Below are 24,066 nucleotides of genomic sequence, written 5' to 3'. Positions count from 1 at the left end.
GCGGCCGGAGCGGGTAGACCTGTGCGATGAAGTTCCTGGACCTGCACGGTGATCGCGTCGCCTATCGGGACGAGGGTGACGGCGAAGTGTTGCTGCTGATCCACGGCATGGCGGGGAGTTCGGAGACCTGGCGATCCGTGATACCGCGGCTGTCGAAGAAGTTCCGGATCGTCGCGCCCGACCTGCTGGGCCACGGCCAATCCGCGAAGCCCCGCACCGACTACTCGCTGGGCGCGTTTGCGGTCTGGCTTCGTGATTTCCTCGACGAACTCGGTGTCAGCCAGGCCACCGTGGTCGGTCATTCGCTCGGCGGCGGTGTCGCCATGCAGTTCGTCTATCAGCATCCCGACTACGCCGAGCGGTTGATCCTGATCAGCAGCGGCGGCCTCGGTCCCGACGTGGGATGGGTGCTGCGGCTGCTCTCGGCGCCCGGGGCGGAGCTGGTGTTGCCGATCATCGCGCCCACGCCCGTCCTGTCCGTCGGCAACAAGCTCAGGTCCTTGCTGAGAAGCGCCGGCATCCAGTCGCCGCGCGGGGCCGAGATGTGGAGCGCCTACTCGTCGTTGTCGGATGGCCAGACGCGGCAGTCGTTCCTGCGAACGCTGAGGTCGGTGGTCGACTACCGGGGCCAGGCGGTCAGCGCGCTCAACAGACTCTCGCTGCGTGAGGATCTGCCGGTCATGGCGATCTGGGGGGAGCGCGACGGCATCATTCCCGTCGATCATGCGTACGCCGCGCACGAGGCTCGTACCGACGCCAGGCTCGAAATCCTGCCCGACGTCGGTCATTTCGCGCAGGTGGAGGCGCCGGATCAGGTGGTGGAGCTGATCGAGGACTTCATCGCCACGGGCGAGCGCCGCGACACCGAAAGTCGGCAGCCGAGCGTGTGATCGGTCGCTAGATGCCGTAGTCGGGCAGCGCGAAGTCGTCGCGCACGTCGGCCGCGAGAAGCCTTGTCATCGGGGAGAAATTCATGGTGCGCAGCGCGAGGTTGCGGAACCACAGCCCGAATCGGGTCCGGGTGGCGAAGAACCCGATGAACCGCGCCGCGCCGGCCTGCTTGCTCTCGATGAACGGACGCAGCCGCGCCTCGTAGGCGTCGAACGCGCGGCGATGGTCACCCCCGGCGCGCGCGAGTTCGCCGGCCAGCACGTAGGCCTCGGTGATCGCCAGGCCGGTGCCCTCACCGCCGAGCGGCGAAATGCATCCGGCCGCATCCCCGATGAGCAGCACCCGCCCCCGCGACCAGCGGTTCATGTGGATCTGGCTGACGACGTCGAAGTAGAGCTCATCAACGTCGTCGAGCGCGGCCAGCATGTCGTCGGCTTCCCAGCCGCAGCCGTCAAAGATGTTGCGCAGCTGCTCTTTTGGCGCAAGATCGGCGTCGCCGTGGTCGGCGCGGAAGATGAACAAGAACGTGGTGCGATCGCCGCGCAGCGCGAAACGCGCCAGCTGCCGCCCGGGTGTGGCGTAGGTGACGTAGGCCAGCTCGTCGCGCGGCCGGTAGCCGTCGACCAAGCAGGCCGCGACCTTGCAGCCCAGGTAGCGCTCGAATTCCCGCTCGGGCCCGAAGACCAGGCGCCGCACGTTGGAGTGCAGCCCGTCGGCGCCGATCAGCAGGTCGAATTCGCGCGCGCCGCCGCCCTCGAGGGTGATGCTGCGGACACCGTCACCGTGCTCGTCGACGGTGGCGATGCTGTCGCCGAAGATGGTCTCGACCTTGTCCTCGATGGTGGCGTAGATCGCGGCGGCCAGATCGCCCCGCGGCAGGCTGGTGAAGTCGGCGCCCAGGAGCCGGCGAAAGACGTCGACGTCCACGTCGGCCTTGATCTCGCCGCGCGGGCCGACCGAACGCAGCCGTTCCATCTCGTACCCGGCGGCGCGGAGCTGCCCTTCGATGCCCATCCGCTGGGCCACCTGGTAGCCGACGCCCCAGAAATCGATCATGTAGCCGGCCGGTGCGAAACCGTGGGGCCTGCTCGATCAGCGTCGGCGTGTGGCCGGTGCGGTGCAGCCAGTGGGCGAGCGCCGCCCCGGCCACGCCGGCACCGCTGATGGCGACTCTCATGACGCGACGGGGCGGCTGCCTTGGTAGTCGACGTGCCAGTGCTTGATGCCGTTGATGAACGACGACCGCAGGCGCTCCGGGTTTTCCAGCGGGGCCAGGTCGGGCAGCCGATCGGCGAGCGCGTTGAACATCAGGTCGATCGTCATGCGGGCCAGATTGGCGCCGATGCAGTAGTGCGCCCCGGTGCCGCCGAAACCGAGGTGCGGGTTGGGGCTGCGCAGGACATCGAAGGTGAACGGGTCGTCGAAGACCTCTTCGTCGAAGTTGGCCGAGCGGTAGAACAGCACCACCCGCTGGCCCTTTGTGATGGCCACGCCACCGAGCTCGGTGTCCTCGCGCGCGGTGCGCTGAAACGCGGTAATCGGTGTGGCCCAACGGATTATCTCGTCGGCCGCGGTCTTGGGCCGCTGCGCCTTGAACACCTCCCACTGGTCCGGATAGTCGGTGAAGGCCATCATTCCCTGCGTGATCGAGTTGCGGGTCGTCTCGTTTCCGGCGACGGCCAGCGTCACCACGAACATGCCGAACTCGGCCTCCGACAGGCGCTGGCCCTCGGCATCGGCGCGGATCAGCGTGGTGACGATGTCCTCGGAGGGCTCCTCGGCCTTGTGGGCCGCCAATTGCATGGCGTACCACATCAATTCGCCCGCCGAGGTCAGCGCGTCGTTGCCGGCGAACTCCGGGTCGTCGCTGCCGATCATGTTGTTGGTCCAGTCGAACAGCTTGTCGTAGTCCTCATGCGGAACCCCGAGCAGGGCCGAGATCGCCTGCAGCGGCAACTCGCAGGCCACCTGGCGGACGAAGTCGCCCGACCCCGCCGCGGCGGCCTCGGCGACGATGCGCCGGGCCCGCTCGGACAGTTCGGCGCGCAGCCGCTCGACCGCGCGCGGCGTGAACGCCCGCGACACGATCTTGCGCAACCGGCTGTGCTCGGGGTCGTCCATCATGATCATCGACGCCCGGCCCGCCTCAATCTGCCCGGCCGCCAAGTCTTCCCGGTAACGCGGCACGATCGACTTGGCGGCCGACGAGAACACGTCGCTGCGCAGCGAGACGTCGCGAATGTCGCGGTGCTTGGTCACCACCCAGTAGCCGCCGTCACCGAACCCGCCCTGATCCGGCGCCTGCTCGTTCCACCAGACCGGTTCGGTGGCGCGCAGTTCGGCGAACTCCTGCACCGGCAACCGCTGGGCGTAGATGTCGGGATCGGTGAAATCAAAGCCCGGCGGAAGGTTCGGTGTGGCCATGGGATTTCTCCTCGGCTGTGGCTACGGACCGCGGCGGTTAGCAAGATGGTAGCCGCGTGCGCGCGCGATCGGTAGCAAAGGCGTCAGCGCGACGCGAGGCTGGCCGCCTGGACACGTTCGCGGCCACCGAGATTGGTGGCCGCGGTGATGACGGCCCGCTCGATCTGGCGGAGCGCGTGCACCGCGGTGAGGAATCGCCGGGTGTCGGGCCCGGATTCGCCGCCGTGACCGTCGCCGTCCTCGTGCCGGGCTAGGGTCTCCGCGGCGTCGAGATCGTCGGCCGCCGAGACCAGGGTCGGGGCGTGACCACCCTCGATGGCCTCCTGCAACGCCTCGATGTTGCGCCGCGTCTGGGCGGCGGCCGCCGAAAACGCCTCGGCCCGCTTCGACGCGAGCGGCGACCCGACCGGGGCCCGATACTGCTCGCTGCTGCGTGCCAGGCTGCGGCCGTATTGGTCGCACGCGGTGAAGATGCCCAGGGCGCGGCGGATGCTGCGCCGGCCCGCGAGTCCGGCGACCCCCGCCAACAGCGGCTTGGCGGTGACCCGGAACTGCTGCAGTTCCCGATCGACCTGACGCGCCCGCTCGGACGGGCTGGCGCCGGCGTCCTCCCCGCACATGGTGGCGGTGCAGACCTCGATCAGCGCCGCCAGGCTCGTCAGGAAGGCGCGGGTGTCGGCGCGGATCGCGGTTCGGGTGTTCGTCGGCAACACGACGACGGCCACCGTCGCCCCGATGACGGCGCCGATCGCGGTCTCTTCGATCCGCAGCATCAGCATGCCGAAGGAGAACTGGCCGAGCAACCCGTACAGCAGCGCCAGCATCGTGGTGATCCAGAAGGTCATCAGGCTGTAGGTGACCGTCATGAAATAGAAGGCGCAGAACAGGCACACGAAAATGCCGCCGAGAGCGACGATTTCGTGTCCGGTCAGCAGCGTGGCCACCAGCACGCCGGCGGGCACGCCGAGCAGGGTGCCGAGTAGGCGCTGCCAGCCCTTGGTCAGGGTCTCGCCCCACGAGTTGGTGCCGGCGAAGATCACGAACGCCGCGATCACCGCCCAATACCACCGCGCCGGCGAGACCAGCTCGCCGGTGACGATGGCCAGCGAGGCGGCAACGGAGACCTGGATGGCCTGCCGGGTGGTCGGCAGCAGCCCGGCGGGACGGACTTCGTCGGCGGCCTCCTCCGGCACGGTGCGCTCGGCCGCCGCCGGGCGCTCGCCGCCGGCGTCGTCGAGGGGGGCGCCGGCGGCCATCCGGTCGACGATCGCCCGCACGTCGGACGTCGCCCCCGCGGCGTTGATGATCGCCAGGGCGAGGCGGCGGACGGCGGTGGCGCCCGGGTCGTCGTCGGCCGCGGCTTCAGCGGCGCCGGGCCGCTCGTCCAGCAGCCGTTGCGCGCGGCCGGCGGCCCGCCGCAGCCCCTCGGGTTCGGGCAGGCGGATCGCCCGCGCCAGCTGGGAGAGCGCGTCGACGAGCGCGACCCGGGTGGGCAGCGGGATGGATTCCGGGGCCTCGCCCGCCACGGCGGCCGCCCGCCGACCGGCGGTGGCGACCCATTCGATGGCCAGCTCGGCGTCCAGCAGCCACGGGGCCAGCTGTTCGACGGTGACGCCGGGCCACAGCGCGCCGGGATCGGCTTTGTCCTCGACCTGGGTTTGCACCAGCAGGGCGGTCTCGTTGAGCCGGATGGTGCGCGCCCGCATGCGGCGCCGCCGCCGTTCGTCGAGGCGGCCCGTGCGCACCGCCTCGGCGGTGGTGTCGATGACGATCGCCATCCGCGCCCGCAGCGCCCGGATGGTCGCGCGCAGCACCCGCTCGGGCCGGTCGGGCAGCACGTAGGCGGTCATCACGTAGGTGCACACCGTTCCCACCGCGACCGCGCCGATCATCCAGGGCAGCTCCGAGACGCGGGCCCGCAGATACAGCGTGAAGAAGTACGACATGAACGCGACCATCCCCAGGGCCCTGCCACGCGCCCCGAAGCGGCGGATGTAGGCCGCGGTGAACACGATCGCCACGAAGACGGCGTCGCTGGCCACCACGTGCGGGGCCAGCAGCGCGGCGGCGGTGATGGCCACCGCGGCGGGGACGGGCAACAGCGCCATGGTGATTCGTTGCTGGCGGGGGTCGGGCTCGTTGACGGATCGCGACGCGACCATCGTGATGACGACGCCCAGCAGCGCGACGGTCAGGGGTTGTCCCGTCGCCCTGGTGAGGACGAAAAGGACCAGCAGTGAAAGGCCCAGCGCGGCCGTTGTCCGAGTCGCCATCCGCAGCCGAAGCAAGCCAGGATCGGAGCCGATCACCCAGTTGCGGGCGCGTTCGTACAGGACAGTTATCGGGGACCCCCTCATATCCGCGAGCAGACGCAGAATCGCACTCTCATGCCATCTTGCATGCGATTCTGTGTCTGCTCGCCGGGATACATACCTGACCACGCTAGTCTTCGACATCGTGACGGGGCCGACGCGAGCGAAGCTGGCTGACGGCCGTGACCTGCTGTTCTTCTCGTTGCCCGGGCATCGTCCGGCGCCGGTCGAGGACCGCCGGCCCCTGCCGCCGCGCACAGCCGAACAGTCGCAATTGCGGTTCGACCGGACCACCGGCCAATGGGTGATCATCGCGGCCCTGCGCCAGGACCGCACCTACAAACCGCCGCCGGAGGCGTGCCCCCTGTGCCCGGGCCCGACCGGGCTGACCAGCGAGGTGCCCGCCCCCGACTACGACGTCGTCGTGTTCGAGAACCGCTTTCCCAGCCTGTCCGGCGCCGCGACGCCGCTTCCCGACCCCGGCGACGCCGACGGCTTCGTGTCGGCCCCGGCGCCTGGCCGCTGCGAGGTGATCTGCTTTTCCGCCGACCACACCGGCTCGTTCGTCGCGTTGACGCCGGCGCACGCGCGGCTGGTGGTCGACGCGTGGCGCCACCGCACGGCCGACCTCATGGCCGCACCGGGCATCGAGCAGGTGTTCTGCTTCGAGAACCGCGGCGAGGAGATCGGCGTCACGCTGACCCATCCGCACGGCCAGATCTACGGCTATCCCTATCTGACACCGCGGACGGCCGCCATGCTGGAGCAGGCGCGCGCACACCGAAAACGGCACGGCAGCAACCTGTTCGGCGACCTGTTGGCCCGTGAGGTCGCCGACGGTGGCCGCATCGTCGCGCGCAATGACGTGTTCACCGCGTTCGTGCCGTTCGCGGCGCGCTGGCCGGTCGAGGTGCACATCTACCCGAACCGGTTCGTGCCCAACGTGTTAGGCCTCGACGAGGACGAGGTGGACGGGTTCGTGGCCGTCTATCTCGACGTACTGCGGCGCTTCGACCGGATGTATTCCACCCCGCTGCCCTACATTTCGGCGCTGCACCAGTATTCCGGTGCCGGGGACCAGACTGACGGATACTTCCACGTCGAACTGATGTCCATCCGGCGCAGCGCCACCAAGCTCAAATACCTGGCGGCCTCGGAATCGGCGATGGACGCCTTCATCGGCGACGTCACCCCCGAAAGCGTGGCCCGGCGGTTACGGGAATTGCAGTGACGGTGCGGTACGGCGCGCCGGGACGGATCAACCTGATCGGCGAGCACACCGACTACAACCTGGGTTTCTCGCTGCCGATCGCCCTGCCGCAGCGCACGGTGGCGACCTTCACGCCCGGCCCCGGCGACGCGATCACCGTGACCAGTGACCGCGCGGACGCCCCGGTGCGCATCGCGATCGGCACCGCCCCCGGGGAGGTGACCGGCTGGGCGGCGTATGTGGCCGGGGTGATGTGGGCACTGCGCCAGGCGAATCACCCGGTGCCCGGCGGCACGATGTCGATCACCAGCGACGTGGAAATGGGCTCGGGCCTGTCCTCCTCGGCGGCGCTGGAATGCGCGGCGCTGGGGGCGATCGCCTCGGCCGCGGGGGTGCGCATCGACCGCAAGGAACAGGCCCGGCTCGCCCAGCGGGCCGAGAACGAGTATGTCGGCGCCCCAACGGGTTTGCTCGACCAGCTGGCGTCGCTGTTCGGCCGGCCGGCGACGGCGGTGCTGATCGACTTCGCCGCCCTCGAAGTCACGCCGGTGGCTTTCGACCCCGACGCCGCCGGCGTGGCGCTGCTGCTCATCGACTCCCGCGAGCGTCACAGCCATGCCGGCGGCGACTACGCGGCGCGCCGGCAGTCGTGCGAGCGCGCGGCCGCCGATCTGGGGGCCTCGTCGCTGCGCGAGGTGGGCGATCGCGCGTCAGCCGACCTGGCCGCCGTGCGTGACCCGGTCGACGCCCGTCGCGCCCGTCACGTGCTCACCGAAAACCGGCGGGTCATCGATTGCGTTGCCGCGCTGAATGATTCGAACTATCCCGAAGCGGGGCGGATCTTCACCGCCTCACACGCCTCCATGCGCGAGGACTTCGACATCACCACCGAACGCATCGACCTGATCGCGGATGCCGCGGTGCGCGCGGGTGCGCTGGGGGCGCGGATGACCGGCGGCGGATTCGGAGGCTGTGTGATCGCGCTGGTGCCGATCGAGCACGCCGAATCGGTCGGCGAGTCGGTGCGGCGCGCCGTGGTCGACGCCGGCTTCGAACCACCCATCGTCACCCGGACCCGGGCGGCCGCCGGCGCGGGTTTGGCCGAGTGAGCGAGCCAAAACTTACTCGCCCGGCAATTTTTCGATTCCGCGGTGACCACCGGTCAGAAACTGTAACCTCTCGGCCATGGGGGTAGCCCACTCCTGCGCGTGCAGTGCCGACTTTCCCGTCCGGGCGTCAGCGACCCATCCGGGATCGCCGACGGCCGCTGCCGCCCGCCCACTTGCCGTCGACGCGAAACGACCACCGTGGCTTGGGAATTAGACAGCCAGGCGGCAGCGATCGAGCGCGCTTTGGCCGGCGCCACCCCGCAGCGCGTGGGCTGGTTCCGCTTCTATTTCGAGGGTCACCGCTGGGTATGGTCCGACCAGGTCCAGCGCATGCACGGGTACGAACCGGGCACCGTGACACCGACCACCGAGCTGGTGCTGTCGCACAAACATCCGGCCGACCGCCCCCAGGTGGTCGACGGCATCAACGACATGATCAGGCGTCGTCAGGCGTTCAGCGTGCGGCATCGCATCGTGGACACCCGCGGCCTCATCCACCACGTCATCGTGGTGGGGGACCGATTCTGCGACGACAACGACGAGGTCGTCGGGACACACGGCTTCTACCTCGAAGTCACGCCGCCGCCCACCCGCACCCGCGAGGAATCCATCAGCGCCAAGGTCGCCGAGATCACCGGGCGCCGCGGCGTCATCGACCGCACCAAAGGGATGCTGATGCTGGTCTACGGCATCGACGAGGACGCCGCCTTCACCATGCTCAAAACGCTGTCCCAATCGAAAAACACGAAGCTCGGGCTGCTCGCCCAACGCATCGCCGACGACTTCACGGCGCTGGGCAAGGAAGTCATCACCGCGCGTTCGCGCTTCGACCGGTGTCTGCGCGCCGCGCACCTGCGGGCGCCCGGCGGCGATCGTCATCCCGGTGACGCCACCGGCTGAGCGGCTAGCCGGCCGCGCTCAGCCGGACCGCCCCCAGGTGGAGCCGGTCGACCGCCTCGGCGAACTCGTCGCGGGTCGGCATGCGGTGATCGCGGAACTTCAATCCGATCACGCGCTGCGCGCGCGCCACGCCATACGACTCGGCGGCGCGCACCAAGAGATCGGAAACGACGGCCCGGTCGCGGATGAGCTCGCCGCGCATCGCGGTCGTCTCACCGTCGTACACCACGTGGGCGGGGCCGCCGTCGCGGAAGTTCTGCTTCCACGGCGCGCTGGTCAGCGCGTAAAGCTGGCCGTCAATCAGGTGCGCGCTCAACGGAATTGAATACGGACGTCCCGTCTTGCGCCCGGTGAAACTCAGCACCATGAATTGCTTGCGCGCCGCGCCGGCGAAGGGGCTGCGCAGCAAAAACCCCATCACCGGGTTAATCAGACGCAATAGCGCCGACGGTGGATGCCCGGCATCGACCGCATATGACTGCTCTGCCATGCGTTTACCGTAGAGCCCCGCGGGGCCGCCGCCTACTTCTCAGCCGGTGATGGTGGTCTTTTCGTCGATGACCATGGCGGCGTCGATCAACGAGGCTTGATCGCTCTGAAGGCCATCGGCTTTGAGCAGGAGCACATAGACCGCCCCCTGGGCGGGGATCACCACCGTTTTCTGCGCCCTGACGCGGGTGTTGGCGTCCTCTTGGTAGGTACCGCCGAGCTGCCAGGCCTGGAAACCGCCGAGCGTGGACGCGGAACCAGCACCACCCTGGCCTTGGTATCCGGGCAGATTCTGCACCTCGCCCGGGGCGTATTGGAGGACCTTCGCCGGGTCGACGTTGCCGGTGAGCTTGGAGAACAGTGTCGCGATGGTGGGCGGATCGGAGGGATTGGCGGGCTGGCTTTGCACGATGCCGCCATACGAGGTGCCGGAGTCTTGGGTGAGTTGCCAGCCCGGGGGCACCGGCAGGTCGACGTTCGGACCGGGATCGCCGTGGTGGACGGGCGTCTGCGAGATGTTGTTGTCCTTGACGTAGTCGGCGATCGTGTAGTTGGCTTTCGCCGCCGGTGCCGCGCTGGTCTGCGACGAGGTCCCCGAGGAAGTGGATGTCGACGCAGTCGTTTTGTCAGCAGATTTGTGGTCGTGGCCGCAACCGACAAGCGCAAAACTCAGCGCCAAGGAGATGGTTGCTAGGGGCAAGCGTTTCATTTATCCAAGCTTTCCCGAGAATTGGGCCGATACCATCGCCAGCCACGCTGGATGACAGTAGCCGAAATGTGCCGCAAGTTTGCCGGTATCTTTTAGACATTTTGCTGCCCGTGCCGCGCCGGCCGCTCGTCAGTCAATTCATGGCGGAAACGCCCCCGCAATGCACCGCTGAACGGTCGTCATCGGAGTAAGAGACTTCTATGCGGTCACGAAGGGCGCTGATTGCGGTCATCGCGGCGTCGGCCGTCTTCATGACCTTCATCGCGGCGGCCCCGCCGAAGGGGTATGACGGCCCGCCCGTCTTCGTGGCGAATCCGGTCGATCACGTCGCGACGCTCATCGGCACCGGCACGGGCGGCGAGACGGTCGGCGAGATCAACAACTTCCCCGGCGCCACCGTGCCGTTCGGGATGGTGCAGTACTCGCCGGACACCGTCGGCAACTACGCCGGCTACAACTACGACAACCCGCGCTCGACCGGGTTCAGCATGACCCACGCGTCGGTGGGATGCGCTGCGTTCGGGGATATCTCGATGCTTCCGGTCACCGGTGGCGTCGGCCCGCAGCCCTGGAACGCCTGGGAGACGATCGCCCACGACGACACCGAGCAGGGTGTGCCCGGCTACTACACGGTGCGGTTCCCCGAGAGCGGGGTGAAAGCCGAGCTGACCGCCACCGCGCACACGGGCGTCGGGCGATTCAGCTACCCGCGCAACGGCCGCCCCGCCCTGCTGCAGGTGCGCTCGGGCTCGTCGCTGGCGGGCAACTCCCGCGCGACCATCCAGATCGGCGAGGACAACACCACCATCACCGGGTGGGCCACCAGCGGTGGGTTCTGCGACAAGCCGAACGCCTACACGGTGTATTTCGCCATGAAGTTCAGCCGGCCGTTCACCGCGTACGGGTCCTGGGACGGCGCCACGGTCTATGCCGGGTCCCGCAGCGCGAACGCGCCCTACAGCGGCGGCTACGTGGAGTTCCCGGCCGGCTCGGTGCTCGAGGTGCGGACCGCGATCTCCTATGTCGGCATCGAGGGGGCGCGGGCGAACCTGGCGGCCGAGGACGCGGCCGGCTTCGACGAGGTGCGCGCCGCGGCCTCGCGGGAATGGAACGCCGCCCTGTCCCGCATCACGGTGGCCGGCCGCAACGGCGACGATCTGACGACCTTCTACACCGCCCTGTACCGATCCCTGTTGCACCCCAACACCTTCAACGACGCCGACGGGCGCTACGTCGGGTTCGACGGCGCCATCCGCACCGTGGCCGCGGGCCACACGCAGTACGCCAACTTCTCCGACTGGGACACCTACCGGTGCCTGGCGGCGTTGCAGGCGTTGCTGTTTCCGGGCCGGGCCAGCGACATGGCGCAATCGCTGGTGAACGACGCACAGCAGAGCGGCTCGCTGCCGCGCTGGGCGTTCGCCAATGCCGCGACCGGCGAGATGACCGGGGACAGCGTGGTGCCGTTCATCGTCAACCTGAACACGTTCGGGGCCAAGGACTTCGACGTGCGCGCGGCGTTGCGCTACATGGTGGACGGGGCGACCAAGGGCGGGGTGGGGCTGGCCGGTTACGTGGAGCGGCCGGGCATCGACACGTACCTGCGGTTCGGTTACGCGCCGTTCACCCTGGAATTCGGCCGCAACGGCTGGATCGCCGACGCCTCGATCACGCTGGAGTGGTCGATCGACGACTTCACCATCTCCCGATTCGCCGACTCACTCGGGGACGCCGCGACCGCCGCGGATTTCCGGAATCGCTCGCAGTATTGGCAGAACCTGTTCAATCCCACCACCCGGTCGGTGGTGCCCCGCAGCTGGAGCGGGTTCTTCCGCCCCGGCCCCGCGGTCGTGGTGTCCCCGGACAACTTCGGTCAGGTCGGGTACGACGAGGGCAACGCCGAGCAGTACGTCTGGTCGGTGCCGCAAAACGTCGCGGGCCTGGTGGCCGCGCTGGGCGGCCGCGCGGCCGTGGCGGACCGGCTCGATCGCTTCACCGAGAAGCTCAACGTCGGCCCCAACCAGCCCTACCTGTGGGCGGGCAACGAGCCGAGTTTCGGTGTGCCATGGCTGTACAACTACATCGGTCAACCGTGGAAGACCCAGCGCACGGTCGATCGGGTGCGTGGGCTCTTCGCGCCGACCGCCGACGGGGAACCCGGCAACGACGACCTGGGCGCGCTGGCCGCCTGGTACGTGTGGGCGGCGCTGGGCCTGTACCCGGCCAGCCCGGGCACGCCGATCCTCACCGTGGCCGCACCGCTGTTCGATCGAATCGACATCGCGCTGCCGGCAAACAAATTCCTCCGGATCTCCGCCCCCGGTGCGTCGGGGCCGCACCACCTCACCTACATCAGCGGCCTGAAGATCGACGGACAGCCCACCGAGCACACGTCACTGCCGGAGTCGGCCATCACGACCGGCGCCTCGCTGGCGTTCTCACTCGCCGCCTACCCCGACAAGCGTTGGGGCACAGGCGAAGCGGACGCGCCACCGTCGTTCGGGGCGGGCAGTTCGGCGTTGACCGTCAACGTCGCCCAACCCGTCGTGACGATCGCGCCCGGGCACACCGGCACGGTCACCCTCGACGCGCAACGGATGATCGACGGCCCCGACGTCCCTGACGGCTACACGGTCTCCGGCACGTCGTCCGATGCCGGGATCACCGTGGCGCCCACGCCCGGCCGATTCGGCGACGGGGGATCGGCCGCGGTGTCCGTCCCGATCACGGTGGCGCAGTCGGTGCCCGAGGACTACCACCTGGTGTATCTGACCACCACAGTGGGCCAAAACGCGCGCAGATCAACGGTTTTCGTGGTCACGCAGGCCGGATCCGGCAACTCCTGAAGCGGGATCTCTCAGATCATCTCGTTATTGGTCAACCATCGCATCACCGGCCACCCGACGAATACCGGTAGCCAACAGGTCAGCACCCGATACAGCAGCACCGACGGCACACCGATGGCCGCGGGCACGCCGAAGGCGGCCAGGCCACCGATCAGCGCCGCCTCGACGGCGCCGACGCCGCCGGGGGTCGGGGCGGCCGAGGCCAGCGTCCCACCGACCATGGTGACCACGGTGACGGCCACGAATGTCGTGCCCCCGCCGAAAGCTTCGATGCTGGCCCACAGCGCGAGCGCCGCGCCGAGGGTGGTGCCGGCGCACCCCAGCAGGATCAGGGCCAGCCGCCGCGGCTCGCGGGCGAGCTTCACCAGGTCGCCGACCACCTCGTTCAGCTTCGGGCGCACCTCGGTGGACAGCCATTTGCGCAGCGTGGGCACGAACAAGAAGGTGCCGATGATGCCCAGCGCCACACCCGCGATCAGATACAGCAGGGTCGCGCTCGGCACGAAATGCCGCAGATTCATCGAGGCGCCCGCGGCGGCGCTGAACACGACCAGCAGCGCGAGATGCGCGATCACCTGCACCGACTGCTGTAGCGCCACCGCCGCGGTCGCCCGCATCGCCGACAGGCCGCTCTTCTGCAGGAACCGCGTCGACAGCGCCAGGCCGCCGACCCCGGCGGGCGTGGTGGTCGCGGCAAAAGTGTTGGCCACCTGCGCGATTGACAGTGTCCAGAAGTTCACCATGCCGTCCGCGCAGGCCCACAGCGCGGCGGCCGCGCCGACGTAGGTGAGCGCCGACACCAGCAAACCCAGCAGCGCCCACGACCAGTTCGCCGTCTTCAGCTCGGAGAAGAACGTCGGTGCCGTGCTGATGAAGGGATACGCGACATAGACCAGCGCACCGAAGAGCACCAGCTGGATCATCTGGCTGCGGGTGAACCGCGTGATGGTTTGCGGCTTGATCTGATCGGCGCCGGTTTGGCGCTTCACCTCCGCGCGCGCCTCCGAGATGAGGGTGCCGGCGTCCGGCACCGAGCGCCGAATGAACCTCGGCACAGCGACTTTGGTGAGCCGGCGGGACGCCGACAAAATGGTGTCCGCGCCGAACACGTCGATCGCGGCGCGCACCGCGGACTTCGGGTCATACAGCGCCGACGTGGTCACCAGCAGCTGCGCGATATCCGACTGAAGCTGGGCATCGGTCGCGCCGTACTCGGCGCTGCCGAAGCTGCCGAACAACACCGCGCCGTCGTCGACCGTGATGTGCTGGCTGCGCAGGTCGCCGTGGGCGATCTGACGGTCGTTGAGGATCCGCAGTGATTCCCACAGCCGGCGAACGGGCGTCGCCGTCGCGCAGCGGTCGATCGGCGTGCCGCGAGCAGGCTTGTGCGAGTGCAGCATCCATCCCCGGTCCAGCGGGGCGAGGGCGACCGTCGCGGTGTTGGCCACGCCGGCGTCACCGACGGCGATCGCCATCAACGCGCGATGCTCCACCGCGCGGCGCATGGACGTCACCAGCGGGGCGGTCTCGGTGTCGCGCAGCTTCAGCTTTCCCCACAGCTGGCGCAGCGCGCCGCCGCTGCGTTGGTGCGGGCCGTACAACTCGATCAGCGCCGTGCGGCCGGAATCGTCGCCGTCGGCCGAAAGGATGAGCGGGCCGCGCCCGGCCGGCCGCACCACGGTGAGCCGCGAGACGACGAAGCCGGCTTTGGCCATCGCGCGCACCGCGGTGTCGAGCGGCACCTCGAGCGCGGGGGTGCCCACGACCAGCACCACCAGCGCGCCGACCACCCACCCGACCGCCAGGCCGACCAGCGACCGCGCCGGAACGACCGCGCTGATCACGAGGTGGATGGGCACGAAGGCCAGCAGCAGGGCCCACCACCAGTGCCGCCAGCGCGCCGGCAGCCAGGGGCCCGACACCGTCAGCACCGCCGCCAGCATCCCGATCCAGCGGGGGTCGTCGAGCAACTGCGCCGGCAGCGTGGTCAGCCGGTCGTGGACGTCGAAGTGCCATCGGGGCGCCGCCAGGCCGGTGCCGCTGATCGACAACAGCACGATCGCGCTCAGCCCCGCGGTCGCGTAGGCACCCAGCAGTTTCCACTGCCCGGCGACGATCAGGCCGATGAGGATCATGAACGGCAGCGCCACGATCGCCAGCCCGTACACCAGGTACACCACATCGGATTGGGTGGGCGACAAGACACCGACGATCTGCGAGATGGATTTCTCCAGCGCGATCCACTGCGGGCGGGTGATCACCGAACCCGTGATCACCAGCGCCAGAAAGAGCGCGGCCAGGGCCAGCCGCAGGATGTCGTTGGTCCGCCGGGTCAGTGGCTGCAGCAGGCTGCCGGAAACGGGGATGTCGCGCCCGTCAACTCGCATGTATCAACGATCCTTCGGATTCGCCCTGCCGATGGGCTCGCCGACAAGGTAACCGAATACCGGACTCGGGGACAGCTCCCACTCATCCGCCGCGCGTAGGGTCGGGTAGGTAGCCGTGCTAGCGAAGTGGGAAGGACGTGCGCGTGGCCAGGACCGACAACGACAGCTGGGAGATCACCGAGAGCGTGGGGGCGACCGCGCTCGGTGTGGCCGCGGCCCGCGCCGCCGAGACCCGCGGAGAGAACCCGTTGATCAGCGATCCGTTCGCCCAGGTTTTCCTCGATGCCGCCGGCGACGGCGTGTGGAACTGGCATTCGGCGGGGCAACTACCTGACGCGGTCGTCGAAGCCGAACCGAGTCTGCCGCTGCAGATGCAGTCGATGGTCGGCTACATGGCCTCGCGCACGGCGTTTTTCGACAACTTCTTCCTCGATGCGACTCAAGCGACCGGCGCCGGCATCCGGCAGGCGGTGATCCTGGCCGCCGGCCTGGACGCGCGGTCGTGGCGGTTGCCCTGGCCGGCGGGGACGACGGTCTACGAGCTCGACCAGCCCCGGGTGCTGGACTTCAAGGCGTCGACGCTCGCCGAGCACGGCGCGCAGCCCACCTGTCGCCGCGTCCCTGTTGCGGTGGACCTGCGCCAGGATTGGCCGGAGGCGTTGCGGCAGGCGGGTTTTGACGCCAGCGCGCCCAGCGTGTGGTCGGCCGAGGGGCTGATGCCTTATCTGCCGGCGGCCGCGCAGGAGCTGCTGTTCGACCGCGTTCAGGGACTCACCGCCCCCGGCAGCCGGGTCGCCGTGGAGGTGCTCGGTCCCAAGTTCCTCGACCCGCAGCTTCGCGCGCGGCGCCGGGAGCGGATGGACCGGATCCAAGCGCTGATGGCCGAGGTCGATCCCGACCGGCAGGTGCCGAGGACCGACGAGCTGTGGTACTTCGAGGAGCGCGAGGACGTCGGCGAGTGGTTCGGCCGTCATGGCTGGGACGTGACGGTGACACCGTCCGACGAGTTGATGGCCGGCTACGGCCGAGCGGCGGCCAAGGAGGTGCGGGACTACGTGCCGGGCAATCTGTTTGTGGCCGCGCAGCGGACCACGCGTTAGCCGCCCCGGAAAGATCTGCAAGATTCGCGACACGCCGGTGGTCTGACCACCTGACTGGCTTTCGGCCCGCCACACTGGCCGCATGGCGCTGCAGCCGGTAATTCGCAGATCGGTGCCTGAAGCGGTTTTCGACCAGATCGCAACCGATGTGCTGAGCGGCGAGATGCGGCCGGGCGCTGCGTTGCCCAGCGAGCGCCGGCTGGCGGAGGTTTTCGGCGTGTCCCGGCCCGCCGTCCGCGAGGCGCTCAAGCGGCTCTCGGCGGCCAGCCTGGTCGAGGTGCGCCAGGGCGGCGTCACCACCGTGCGCGATTTCCGGCGGCACGCCGGCCTTGATCTGCTGCCCCAGTTGCTGTTTCGCAACGGCGAACTCGACCCGGTCGTCTTCCGCAGCATTCTCGAGGCCCGGCTGCGTATCGGACCGAAGGTCGCCGAGCTGGCAGCCGAACAACACGGGCCCGAACTGGTCGCGCTGCTCGAGGATTCGCTGGCGGGCCTCGAGGTCCGCGCGGACCCGGTCGAGTGGCAACTCGACACGCTCGCGTTCTGGGATCATCTGGTCGACAGCTCCGGTTCGATCGTATTCCGGTTGATGTACAACGCCTTTCGTGCCGCCTATGAGCGCGCGCTGGCCGCCCTGGCGACCGCGATGACCCCCGAGGTCAACCGTGCGGACGCGTACCGGAAACTGGCCGGCGCCATCTGCGGCGGCGATGCCGCCGCGGCGCGGAAGGCCGCCCACGACGTCCTCGAGCTCGCCAATGCCACGATGACGGCCGCGCTCGACCGCCGGGGGGAGCCGCGGTGAGCAGCCACACCGTGATCACCACCTATCTGCGCGGTCAGATTCAGCCCGGCGTCGACGCGGTCGGCGGCTTCTTCCGGACCTGCGTGCTGGCCGGCAAGGCGCTGTTTCGTCGGCCCTTCCAGTGGCGGGAGACGATCGAGCAGGGCTGGTTCATCACCAGCGTCTCGTTGTTGCCGACCCTGGCGGTCGCGATCCCGCTGACCGTGTTGATCATCTTCACGCTCAACATCTTGCTGGCGGAGTTCGGTGCCGCCGACATCTCGGGCGCCGGCGCGGCACTGGGCGCGGTCACGCAGCTGGGGCCGCTGACCACCGTGCTCGTGATCGCGGGCGCGGGATCCACCGCGATCTGTGCGGACCTGGGCGCGCGCACCATCCGCGAGGAGATCGACGCGATGGAAGTGCTCGGCATCGACCCGATTCACCGGCTGGTGGTGCCCCGCGTGGTCGCCGCGACCATCGTGGCGACGCTGCTCAACGGCGCGGTGATCACCATCGGCCTGGTCGGCGGATTCGTGTTCGGCGTTTTCATCCAACACATCTCGGCCGGGGCCTACGTCGGCACCCTCACCTTGGTCACCGGCTTGCCCGAGGTGATCATTTCGGTGGTCAAGTCGGCCACGTTCGGAACGATCGCCGGCCTGGTCGGCTGTTACCGCGGCCTGACCACGAAGGGCGGCCCCAAAGGTGTCGGCACCGCCGTCAACGAGACGCTGGTGTTGTGCGTGATCGCGTTGTTCGCGGTCAACGTGGTGCTGACCACGATCGGCGTGCGGTTCGGGACCGGGCGCTGATGGCCGCGACGGTCGTGCTGCGCGCCCGCTACCCGCGGACGGCCGCCGGCCTCGACCGCTTTGGCGGCGGCGCGGCCCGAAGGCTTTGGCGGATCGGGGTTTTCGCCAGGTTCGCCCGGATCAGCGTCGGGCAGATCGGCTGGGCGTTGCGCCGGTACCGGCGCGAGACGCTGCGGCTCATCGCCGAGATCGGCATGGGCACCGGTGCGATGGCCGTCGTCGGCGGCACGGTCGCGATCATCGGGTTCGTGACCCTGTCCGGTGGCTCGCTGATCGCCATCCAGGGCTTCGCGTCGCTGGGCAACATCGGGGTCGAGGCGTTCACCGGGTTCTTTGCCGCACTGGCCAATACGCGCGTCGCCGCGCCGATCGTCGCCGGTGTCACGCTGGCCGCGACGGTCGGCGCCGGCGCCACCGCGCAGCTGGGCGCCATGCGGATCAGCGAGGAGATCGACGCGCTGGAAGTCATGGGCATCAAATCGATTTCGTTTCTGGTCTCCACCCGGATCCTGGGTGGGCTGGCGGTCATCACGCCGCTGTACGCCCTTGCCCTCGACATGGCGTTCACCTCGGGCCAGATCGTCACGACGGTGTTCTACGGCCAGTCGAACGGTACCTACGAGCATTACTTCCGCACGTTCCTGCGACCCGAAGACGTGGGCTGGTCGGTTGTCGAGGTCGTCATCATCGCGGTGGTCGTGATGATCACCCACTGCTACTACGGCTATACCGCCAGCGGCGGCCCGGTGGGCGTCGGCCAGGCCGTTGGCCGTTCGATGCGGTTCTCACTGGTCTCGGTGGTGGTCGTGGTCCTGCTCGCGCAGTTGGCGCTCTACGGCGTCGACCCGAACTTCAATCTCACGGTGTAGCCGCCATGACGACGCCGATGCCGCGGAATCGCCGACGCGCGTGGGTGTACGTCGAGGGCGTGATCCTGCTCGTGGTCTGCGGGCTGGTCTTGCTACTGGTATATCTGCAGTTTCGGGGGGAGTTCACACCCAAGACCGAGCTCACGATGGTCGCCACGCGGGCGGGCCTGGTGATGGAGCCGGGTTCCAAAGTCACCTACAACGGCGTCGAGATCGGCCGGGTGGCCGCCATCTCCGAGATCGAGCGCGACGACGCGCCGGCGGCCAAGCTGACATTGGACGTGGATCCACGCTCCATCGACCTGATTCCGGCGAACGTGGTGGCCACCATCGAGGCGGCCACCCTGTTCGGCAACAAGTACGTGTCACTGACATCGCCGATCGCACCGGAAAAGGCCGCCGGGCGACGCATCTCACCGCATGACGTGATCGACGCGCGGTCGGTGACCACCGAATTCAACACGTTGTTCGAGACGGTCACCTCGATAGCCGAGAAAGTGAATCCGATCGAGCTGAACGCGACGCTGTCCGCGCTGGCGCAGGCGCTGGACGGGCTGGGAGGCAGGTTCGGTGAATCCATCGTCAACGGGAATGCCATTCTGGCGCAGTTGAATCCACGGATGCCCCAGATCCGCCATGACGTGCGGCGGTTGGCGGACCTGGCCGACGCATACACCAGGGCCTCACCCGACCTGTTCGACTTTCTGCGCAACGCGGTGACCACCGCGCGCACCCTGACCCGACAACAGGGGGACCTGGACGCCGCGCTGTTGGCGGCGGTGGGCGTCGGGCACAACGGCGAAGACATCTTCGCCAGGGGCGGGCCGTATCTCGCGCGCGGCGCCGCCGATCTGGTGCCCACCGCCGACCTCCTCGACACCTACAGCCCCGAACTGTTCTGCATGGTCCGCAACTTCCACGACGCCGCCCCGGAAGTCGCGAAAGCGGCCGGCGGCAACGGCTATTCGTTGGCGGCCGCCGGGTCCATCATCGGTGCGCCCAATCCCTACGTGTATCCCGACAACCTGCCGCGGGTGAACGCCCGCGGGGGCCCGGGCGGGCGGCCCGGCTGCTGGCAGAAGATCACCCGAGAACTCTGGCCCGCCCCGTACCTGGTCATGGACACCGGCGCCAGCGTCGCGCCCTACAACCACTTCGAGATCGGTCAGCCGCTGGCCACCGAATACGTCTGGGGACGCCAATACGGGGAGAACACGATCAACCCATGAAGACCACTCATACGGCAGTCAAACTCGGCATCTTCTGGTTGGTGCTGGCGATGTTCACCGTGATGATCATCATCGTGTTCGGCCAGGTGCGATTCGATCGCACCACCGGATACGTCGCGGCCTTCACCGACGCGAGCGGATTGCGGGCGGGGCAATTCGTGCGCGCGTCGGGGGTCGAGGTCGGCAAGGTCTCCAAGGTGACGCTGACCGACCGGGACACGCGGGTGTTGGTGGAGTTCAACGTGGATCGCACGCTGCCACTGGACCGGGCGACGACCGCGTCGATCCGCTACCTCAACCTGATCGGCGACCGCTACCTGGAGCTCAAACACGGCAACAGCGGCCAACGGCTGCCCCCGGGTGGCCTGATCCCGCTCGAGCGCACCCAGCCGGCACTGGATCTCGATGCGCTGATCGGAGGATTCCGCCCGCTTTTCAAGGCTTTGGATCCGAACAAGGTCAACAGCATCGCCCAGTCGATCATCACCGTGTTCGGTGGGCAGGGCGCGACCATCAACGACATCCTCGACCAGACCGCCGCACTGACGGGGGCGCTGGCCGACCGCGACAAGGCGATCGGTGAGGTCATCAACAACCTGAATACCGTGCTGGCCACCACCGTCAAGCACGAGAAGGAATTCGACCGAACGGTCGACAAGTTGGAACTGCTCATCACCGGATTGAAGAACAGGGCCGATCCGCTGGCCGCGGCGGCGGCACACATCAGCGACGCGGCGGGAACCGTGGCCGATCTGCTCCGCGACGAACGGCCGGTGCTGCACGACACGCTCGGACACCTCGAGGGCATCGAGCAATCGCTCATCAACGACCTGCCGACGGTCGACGACGTGCTGGCCAAGCTGCCGAACGCGTTCCGCGTGATCGGCCGCGCCGGCGGCATTTACGGCGACTTCTACAACTTCTACCTGTGTGACATTTCGGTCAAGGTCAACGGGTTACAGCCCGGCGGTCCGGTACGCACGGTCAAACTCTTCGGGCAGCCGACCGGGAGGTGCACGCCGCAATGAGGACGCTGACGGAGTTCAACCGCACCCGCGTCGGTCTGATGGGCACGCTGGTGACGCTGCTCGTCGTCGGTGTGGGACAGAGTTTCACCAGCGTGCCGATGCTGTTCGCCACGCCGACCTACTACGCCCAATTCGTAGACACCGGTGGCATCAGCCCCGGCGACAAGGTGGAAATCGCCGGGGTGAACGTCGGATTGGTGCGCTCGCTGGAGATCCGCGGCGACCGTGTCCTGGTTGGCTTTTCGATGCCCGGCAAGACGATCGGGGCGCAAAGCCGCGCCGCGATCCGCACCGACACCTTCCTCGGGCGCAAAAACATGGCGATACAGCCCCGCGGCTCGGATCCGCTCCGGCCCAACGGGATCATCCCCTCGGCCCAGACCACGACGCCGTATCAGATCTACGACGCGTTCGTCGATGTCACGAAGGCGGCGACGGACTGGAACATCGACGTCGTCAAGCGGTCGCTGAACGTGTTGTCGGAGACGTTCGATCAGACCGCGCCGCACCTGAAGGCCGCCCTCGACGGCGTGGCCAAATTCTCGGGCACCATCGGGAATCGGGACGACCAGATCAAGCAGTTACTGGCGAACGCCGACAAGATCACTCGCGTCATCGGCGACCGCCGCCAACAGGTCGACGGGCTGCTGGTCAACGCCAACACGCTGCTTTCCGCGTTCCGCGAGCGCAGCCAGGCGCTGAGCGTTCTGCTGAGCAACGTGTCGGCGGTGTCCACCCAGGTGTCCGGATTCATCAAGGAAAACCCCAACGCGCACCACGTGTTACAGCAGTTGGGCACGGTCAGCGACGAGTTGGTCAAACGCAAAAAGGAGCTGTCCGACGTGCTCGTGCTGGTCAGCCGATACACCGCCTCCCTGACCGAGGCGGTCGCGTCCGGGCCGTTCTTCAAGGCGATCGTGGCGAATCTGCTGCCCTACCAAGTCCTTCAGCCGTGGGTCGACGCGGCGTTCAAGAAGCGGGGCATCGACCCGGAGAACTTCTGGCGCAGCGCCGGGTTGCCGGAGTTCCGCTGGCCCGACCCCAACGGAACCCGATTTCCCAACGGCGCACCGCCGCCGGCGCCGCCGGTGCTGGAGGGCACCCCGGAGCATCCGGGGCCGGCCGTGCCGCCGGGATCGCCGTGTTCGTACACCCCCGCGGCCGATAACCCGCCCCGGCCCGGAAATCCGTTGCCCTGCGCGGCTTCCGAGCACGGCCCGTTCGGCCCGGCCCCCGGCGGCTTTCCGGCGCCACTGGACGTCGGGCCATCGCAGCCAAACCCTTACGGCCCCCCGCCGGGCCCCGGCATCCCCTCCGCGGGCCGCCCGGGTGAGGCGCCGCCGGACGTTCCCGGCACCCCGGTGCCGCTTCCCGCGCACGCCCCGCCGGGATCGCGCACCGAGAATCTGAACCCGGCGCCGTCCGTCGCGCCCGGCGGGACGGGAGGTAGCGACCGGTGAGCACCATCTTCGACATCCGCAGCCTGCGATTGCCCCGACTGTCTGCCCGGGTCGTGATCAGCGCGGCGTTGGCGGCGATCTTCGTCCTCGTCGCCGCCGCCGCCGGGGTGCAGCTCTACCGGAAGCTGACCACCACCACTGTCGTCGCGTACTTTTCCGAGACCCTGGCGCTGTACCCGGGCGACAGGGTTCAGATCATGGGCGTGCGGGTCGGTTCGATCGACAAGATCGAGCCGGCCGGCGACAAGATGCGAATCACGTTGCACTACAACAACAAATACAAGGTGCCCGCCAAGGCCACCGCCGTGATCCTCAACCCCAGCCTGGTGGCCTCGCGCACCATCCAGTTGTCACCGCCCTACACCGGCGGCCCGGTGCTGACCGACGGCGAGGTCATCCCGCTAGAGCGCACCCAGGTGCCCGTCGAGTGGGATCAGCTGCGGGACTCCATCAACGGCATCCTGCGGCAGCTCGGGCCCACACCCCAGCAGCCGGCGGGGCCGTTCGGCGATGTCATCGAATCGGCCGCGGACAACCTGGCCGGCAGGGGCAGGCAGGTCAACGAAACCCTGAACAGCCTGTCGCAGGCGCTGACCGCCCTCAACGAGGGCCGGGGCGACTTCGTCGCGATCACCAAAAGCCTGGCCCAGTTCGTCACCGCGCTCTACCAGCACAAGCAACAGTTCGTCGCGCTCAACGACAACCTGGCCCAGTTCACCGACTGGTTCACCAAATCCGACCACGACGTCGGCGACACCATCACCCATCTCGACGACGTGCTCGACGCCGCGCGAAAGTTCCTGAGCGACAACGGGGCAACGCTGTCCCATGATGTCGACAACCTCGCCGACGTGACCACCACGATCCTGCAACCCGAGCCGCGGGATGGCCTGGAAATCGCCTTGCACGTGCTGCCCACCTTTGCGGGCAACTTCAACAACCTCTACGAACCCGCACACAGCTCGCTGGTGGGCCTGTTCGTGTTCCCCAACTTCGCCAACCCCGTTCATTTCATCTGCAGCGCCATTCAGGCCGGCAGCCGGCTGGGTTATCAGGACTCGGCCGAGCTGTGCGCGCAGTATCTGGCGCCGGTGCTCGACGCCATCAAATTCAACTACCCGCCGGCCAGCTTGAACTTGTTCAACTCGGCGGCCACCCTGCCCAAGGAGGTGGCGTATTCCGAAGAGCGACTGCGCCCCCCGCCCGGATACAAGGACACCACCGTCCCGGGGATCTTCTCGCGCGACACACCCTTTTCGCACGGCAACCACGAGCCGGGCTGGGTGGTCGCACCCGGGATGCAGGGCACGCAAGTCCAGCCGGCCACCGCCGGCATGCTCACCCCCGAATCGCTGACCGAGCTCATGGGCGGTCAGGACATCGCCCCGCCCCCGCCGGCGGGGGCCACCGCGCCGGGACCACCGAACGCCTACGACGAGTCGAATCCCGCACCCCCGCCGTGGTTTCCGCGGCCGGCACAGCCGGGGCCCGGCCAGTGAACGCG

Annotated in this window: 18 protein-coding genes and 1 pseudogene; 13 read left to right on the top strand and 6 right to left on the bottom strand. The window is 68.5% G+C overall.

All coding sequences use genetic code 11. The annotated features are described in order from the left end of the window. Window positions 1–26: 26 nt before the first annotated feature. Complete coding sequence (locus AC0KS4_RS21280) at window positions 27–890, top strand: alpha/beta fold hydrolase (RefSeq protein ID WP_225329410.1); 864 nt, start codon at window positions 27–29, stop codon at window positions 888–890. A 7-nt stretch (window positions 891–897) separates the two neighbouring features. Here AC0KS4_RS21280 and AC0KS4_RS21275 read toward each other — a convergent pair. The 3 genes and pseudogenes from AC0KS4_RS21275 to AC0KS4_RS21265 all read right to left on the bottom strand — a co-directional run bounded on the left by AC0KS4_RS21275 (window position 898) and on the right by AC0KS4_RS21265 (window position 5,624). Then, window positions 898–2,068, bottom strand: a pseudogene (locus AC0KS4_RS21275) (FAD-binding domain). After that, on the bottom strand, window positions 2,065–3,315 hold the full coding sequence (locus tag AC0KS4_RS21270) for a cytochrome P450 (RefSeq protein ID WP_238956880.1): 1,251 nt from the start codon (window positions 3,313–3,315) through the stop codon (window positions 2,065–2,067). The pseudogene AC0KS4_RS21275 and the gene AC0KS4_RS21270 overlap by 4 nt, the downstream one beginning before the upstream one ends. An 83-nt stretch (window positions 3,316–3,398) precedes the next feature. Further along, on the bottom strand, window positions 3,399–5,624 hold the full coding sequence (locus AC0KS4_RS21265) for an FUSC family protein (protein WP_238957392.1): 2,226 nt from the start codon (window positions 5,622–5,624) through the stop codon (window positions 3,399–3,401). Window positions 5,625–5,772: 148 nt separating this feature from the next. Here AC0KS4_RS21265 and galT point away from each other — a divergent pair, with 148 nt between their 5' ends. The 3 genes from galT (at window position 5,773) to AC0KS4_RS21250 (ending at window position 8,846) form a co-directional block, all read left to right on the top strand. Beyond that, window positions 5,773–6,858: a galactose-1-phosphate uridylyltransferase gene (gene galT, locus AC0KS4_RS21260; RefSeq protein WP_238956879.1), complete on the top strand. Its 1,086-nt coding sequence runs from the start codon at window positions 5,773–5,775 to the stop codon at window positions 6,856–6,858. Beyond that, the gene (locus AC0KS4_RS21255; protein ID WP_225329407.1) at window positions 6,855–7,946 is read left to right on the top strand and encodes a galactokinase; all 1,092 of its coding nucleotides are present in this window, start codon (window positions 6,855–6,857) and stop codon (window positions 7,944–7,946) included. The genes galT and AC0KS4_RS21255 overlap by 4 nt, the downstream gene beginning before the upstream one ends. Before the next feature lie 198 nt (window positions 7,947–8,144). Next, the gene (locus AC0KS4_RS21250; RefSeq protein ID WP_225329406.1) at window positions 8,145–8,846 is read left to right on the top strand and encodes a PAS and ANTAR domain-containing protein; all 702 of its coding nucleotides are present in this window, start codon (window positions 8,145–8,147) and stop codon (window positions 8,844–8,846) included. Window positions 8,847–8,850: 4 nt separating this feature from the next. On the opposite strand, the gene AC0KS4_RS21245 is transcribed toward AC0KS4_RS21250, so the two are convergent. Both AC0KS4_RS21245 and lpqN read right to left on the bottom strand, forming a co-directional pair. Further along, on the bottom strand, window positions 8,851–9,336 hold the full coding sequence (locus AC0KS4_RS21245) for a hypothetical protein (RefSeq protein WP_238956878.1): 486 nt from the start codon (window positions 9,334–9,336) through the stop codon (window positions 8,851–8,853). Between the two features lie 39 nt (window positions 9,337–9,375). Continuing rightward, window positions 9,376–10,044 (bottom strand): envelope biogenesis lipoprotein LpqN, encoded by a 669-nt coding sequence (lpqN, locus tag AC0KS4_RS21240; protein ID WP_238956877.1) that lies wholly within the window; start codon window positions 10,042–10,044, stop codon window positions 9,376–9,378. A gap of 200 nt (window positions 10,045–10,244) precedes the next feature. Here lpqN and AC0KS4_RS21235 point away from each other — a divergent pair, with 200 nt between their 5' ends. Further along, window positions 10,245–12,890 (top strand): GH92 family glycosyl hydrolase, encoded by a 2,646-nt coding sequence (locus AC0KS4_RS21235; RefSeq protein ID WP_238956876.1) that lies wholly within the window; start codon window positions 10,245–10,247, stop codon window positions 12,888–12,890. Window positions 12,891–12,901: 11 nt separating this feature from the next. Here the strand turns inward: AC0KS4_RS21235 and AC0KS4_RS21230 are convergent, their stop codons facing one another. Beyond that, the gene (locus AC0KS4_RS21230) at window positions 12,902–15,277 is read right to left on the bottom strand and encodes a lysylphosphatidylglycerol synthase transmembrane domain-containing protein (protein WP_238956875.1); all 2,376 of its coding nucleotides are present in this window, start codon (window positions 15,275–15,277) and stop codon (window positions 12,902–12,904) included. A gap of 143 nt (window positions 15,278–15,420) precedes the next feature. On the opposite strand from AC0KS4_RS21230, the gene AC0KS4_RS21225 reads away from it, so the two are divergent. The 8 genes from AC0KS4_RS21225 (at window position 15,421) to AC0KS4_RS21190 (ending at window position 24,061) form a co-directional block, all read left to right on the top strand. After that, window positions 15,421–16,377 (top strand): class I SAM-dependent methyltransferase, encoded by a 957-nt coding sequence (locus AC0KS4_RS21225; RefSeq protein WP_238956874.1) that lies wholly within the window; start codon window positions 15,421–15,423, stop codon window positions 16,375–16,377. A gap of 82 nt (window positions 16,378–16,459) precedes the next feature. Then, entirely contained in the window at window positions 16,460–17,182 is a 723-nt protein-coding gene (locus AC0KS4_RS21220; protein ID WP_238956873.1) for a FadR/GntR family transcriptional regulator, read from the top strand. Beyond that, window positions 17,179–17,976, top strand: coding sequence for an MlaE family ABC transporter permease (locus AC0KS4_RS21215; RefSeq protein WP_238956872.1), 798 nt, complete (start codon window positions 17,179–17,181; stop codon window positions 17,974–17,976). The genes AC0KS4_RS21220 and AC0KS4_RS21215 overlap by 4 nt, the downstream gene beginning before the upstream one ends. Continuing rightward, window positions 17,976–18,845: an ABC transporter permease gene (locus AC0KS4_RS21210; protein WP_225328351.1), complete on the top strand. Its 870-nt coding sequence runs from the start codon at window positions 17,976–17,978 to the stop codon at window positions 18,843–18,845. Before AC0KS4_RS21215 ends, AC0KS4_RS21210 begins: the two co-directional genes overlap by 1 nt. 5 nt (window positions 18,846–18,850) lie before the next feature. Further along, window positions 18,851–20,074, top strand: a complete 1,224-nt coding sequence (locus AC0KS4_RS21205; protein ID WP_238956871.1) for an MCE family protein — start codon at window positions 18,851–18,853, stop codon at window positions 20,072–20,074. Then, window positions 20,071–21,102, top strand: coding sequence for an MCE family protein (locus tag AC0KS4_RS21200; RefSeq protein ID WP_238956870.1), 1,032 nt, complete (start codon window positions 20,071–20,073; stop codon window positions 21,100–21,102). The genes AC0KS4_RS21205 and AC0KS4_RS21200 overlap by 4 nt, the downstream gene beginning before the upstream one ends. Then, window positions 21,099–22,562, top strand: coding sequence for a virulence factor Mce family protein (locus tag AC0KS4_RS21195; protein WP_238956869.1), 1,464 nt, complete (start codon window positions 21,099–21,101; stop codon window positions 22,560–22,562). Before AC0KS4_RS21200 ends, AC0KS4_RS21195 begins: the two co-directional genes overlap by 4 nt. Next, a complete protein-coding gene (locus AC0KS4_RS21190) occupies window positions 22,559–24,061 on the top strand; it encodes a virulence factor Mce family protein (protein ID WP_238956868.1) in 1,503 nt (500 codons plus the stop codon). Before AC0KS4_RS21195 ends, AC0KS4_RS21190 begins: the two co-directional genes overlap by 4 nt. Window positions 24,062–24,066: the final 5 nt, after the last annotated feature.

This window comes from Mycobacterium sp. NTMscope_MAC_12 (assembly GCF_976985675.1).
This window is presented reverse-complemented; position numbering and strand designations above follow the sequence as displayed.

What these genes read in the sequence shown, in the direction of transcription:
- AC0KS4_RS21235 (WP_238956876.1), top strand. Translation starts at nt 10,245, where the DNA reads ATGCGGTCACGAAGGGCGCTGATTGCGGTCATCGCGGCGTCGGCCGTC.
- AC0KS4_RS21230 (WP_238956875.1), bottom strand. Translation starts at nt 15,277, where the DNA reads ATGCGAGTTGACGGGCGCGACATCCCCGTTTCCGGCAGCCTGCTGCAG.
- AC0KS4_RS21280 (WP_225329410.1), top strand. Translation starts at nt 27, where the DNA reads ATGAAGTTCCTGGACCTGCACGGTGATCGCGTCGCCTATCGGGACGAG.
- AC0KS4_RS21205 (WP_238956871.1), top strand. Translation starts at nt 18,851, where the DNA reads ATGACGACGCCGATGCCGCGGAATCGCCGACGCGCGTGGGTGTACGTC.
- lpqN (WP_238956877.1), bottom strand. Translation starts at nt 10,044, where the DNA reads ATGAAACGCTTGCCCCTAGCAACCATCTCCTTGGCGCTGAGTTTTGCG.
- AC0KS4_RS21220 (WP_238956873.1), top strand. Translation starts at nt 16,460, where the DNA reads ATGGCGCTGCAGCCGGTAATTCGCAGATCGGTGCCTGAAGCGGTTTTC.
- AC0KS4_RS21270 (WP_238956880.1), bottom strand. Translation starts at nt 3,315, where the DNA reads ATGGCCACACCGAACCTTCCGCCGGGCTTTGATTTCACCGATCCCGAC.
- AC0KS4_RS21245 (WP_238956878.1), bottom strand. Translation starts at nt 9,336, where the DNA reads ATGGCAGAGCAGTCATATGCGGTCGATGCCGGGCATCCACCGTCGGCG.
- AC0KS4_RS21195 (WP_238956869.1), top strand. Translation starts at nt 21,099, where the DNA reads ATGAGGACGCTGACGGAGTTCAACCGCACCCGCGTCGGTCTGATGGGC.
- AC0KS4_RS21200 (WP_238956870.1), top strand. Translation starts at nt 20,071, where the DNA reads ATGAAGACCACTCATACGGCAGTCAAACTCGGCATCTTCTGGTTGGTG.
- AC0KS4_RS21210 (WP_225328351.1), top strand. Translation starts at nt 17,976, where the DNA reads ATGGCCGCGACGGTCGTGCTGCGCGCCCGCTACCCGCGGACGGCCGCC.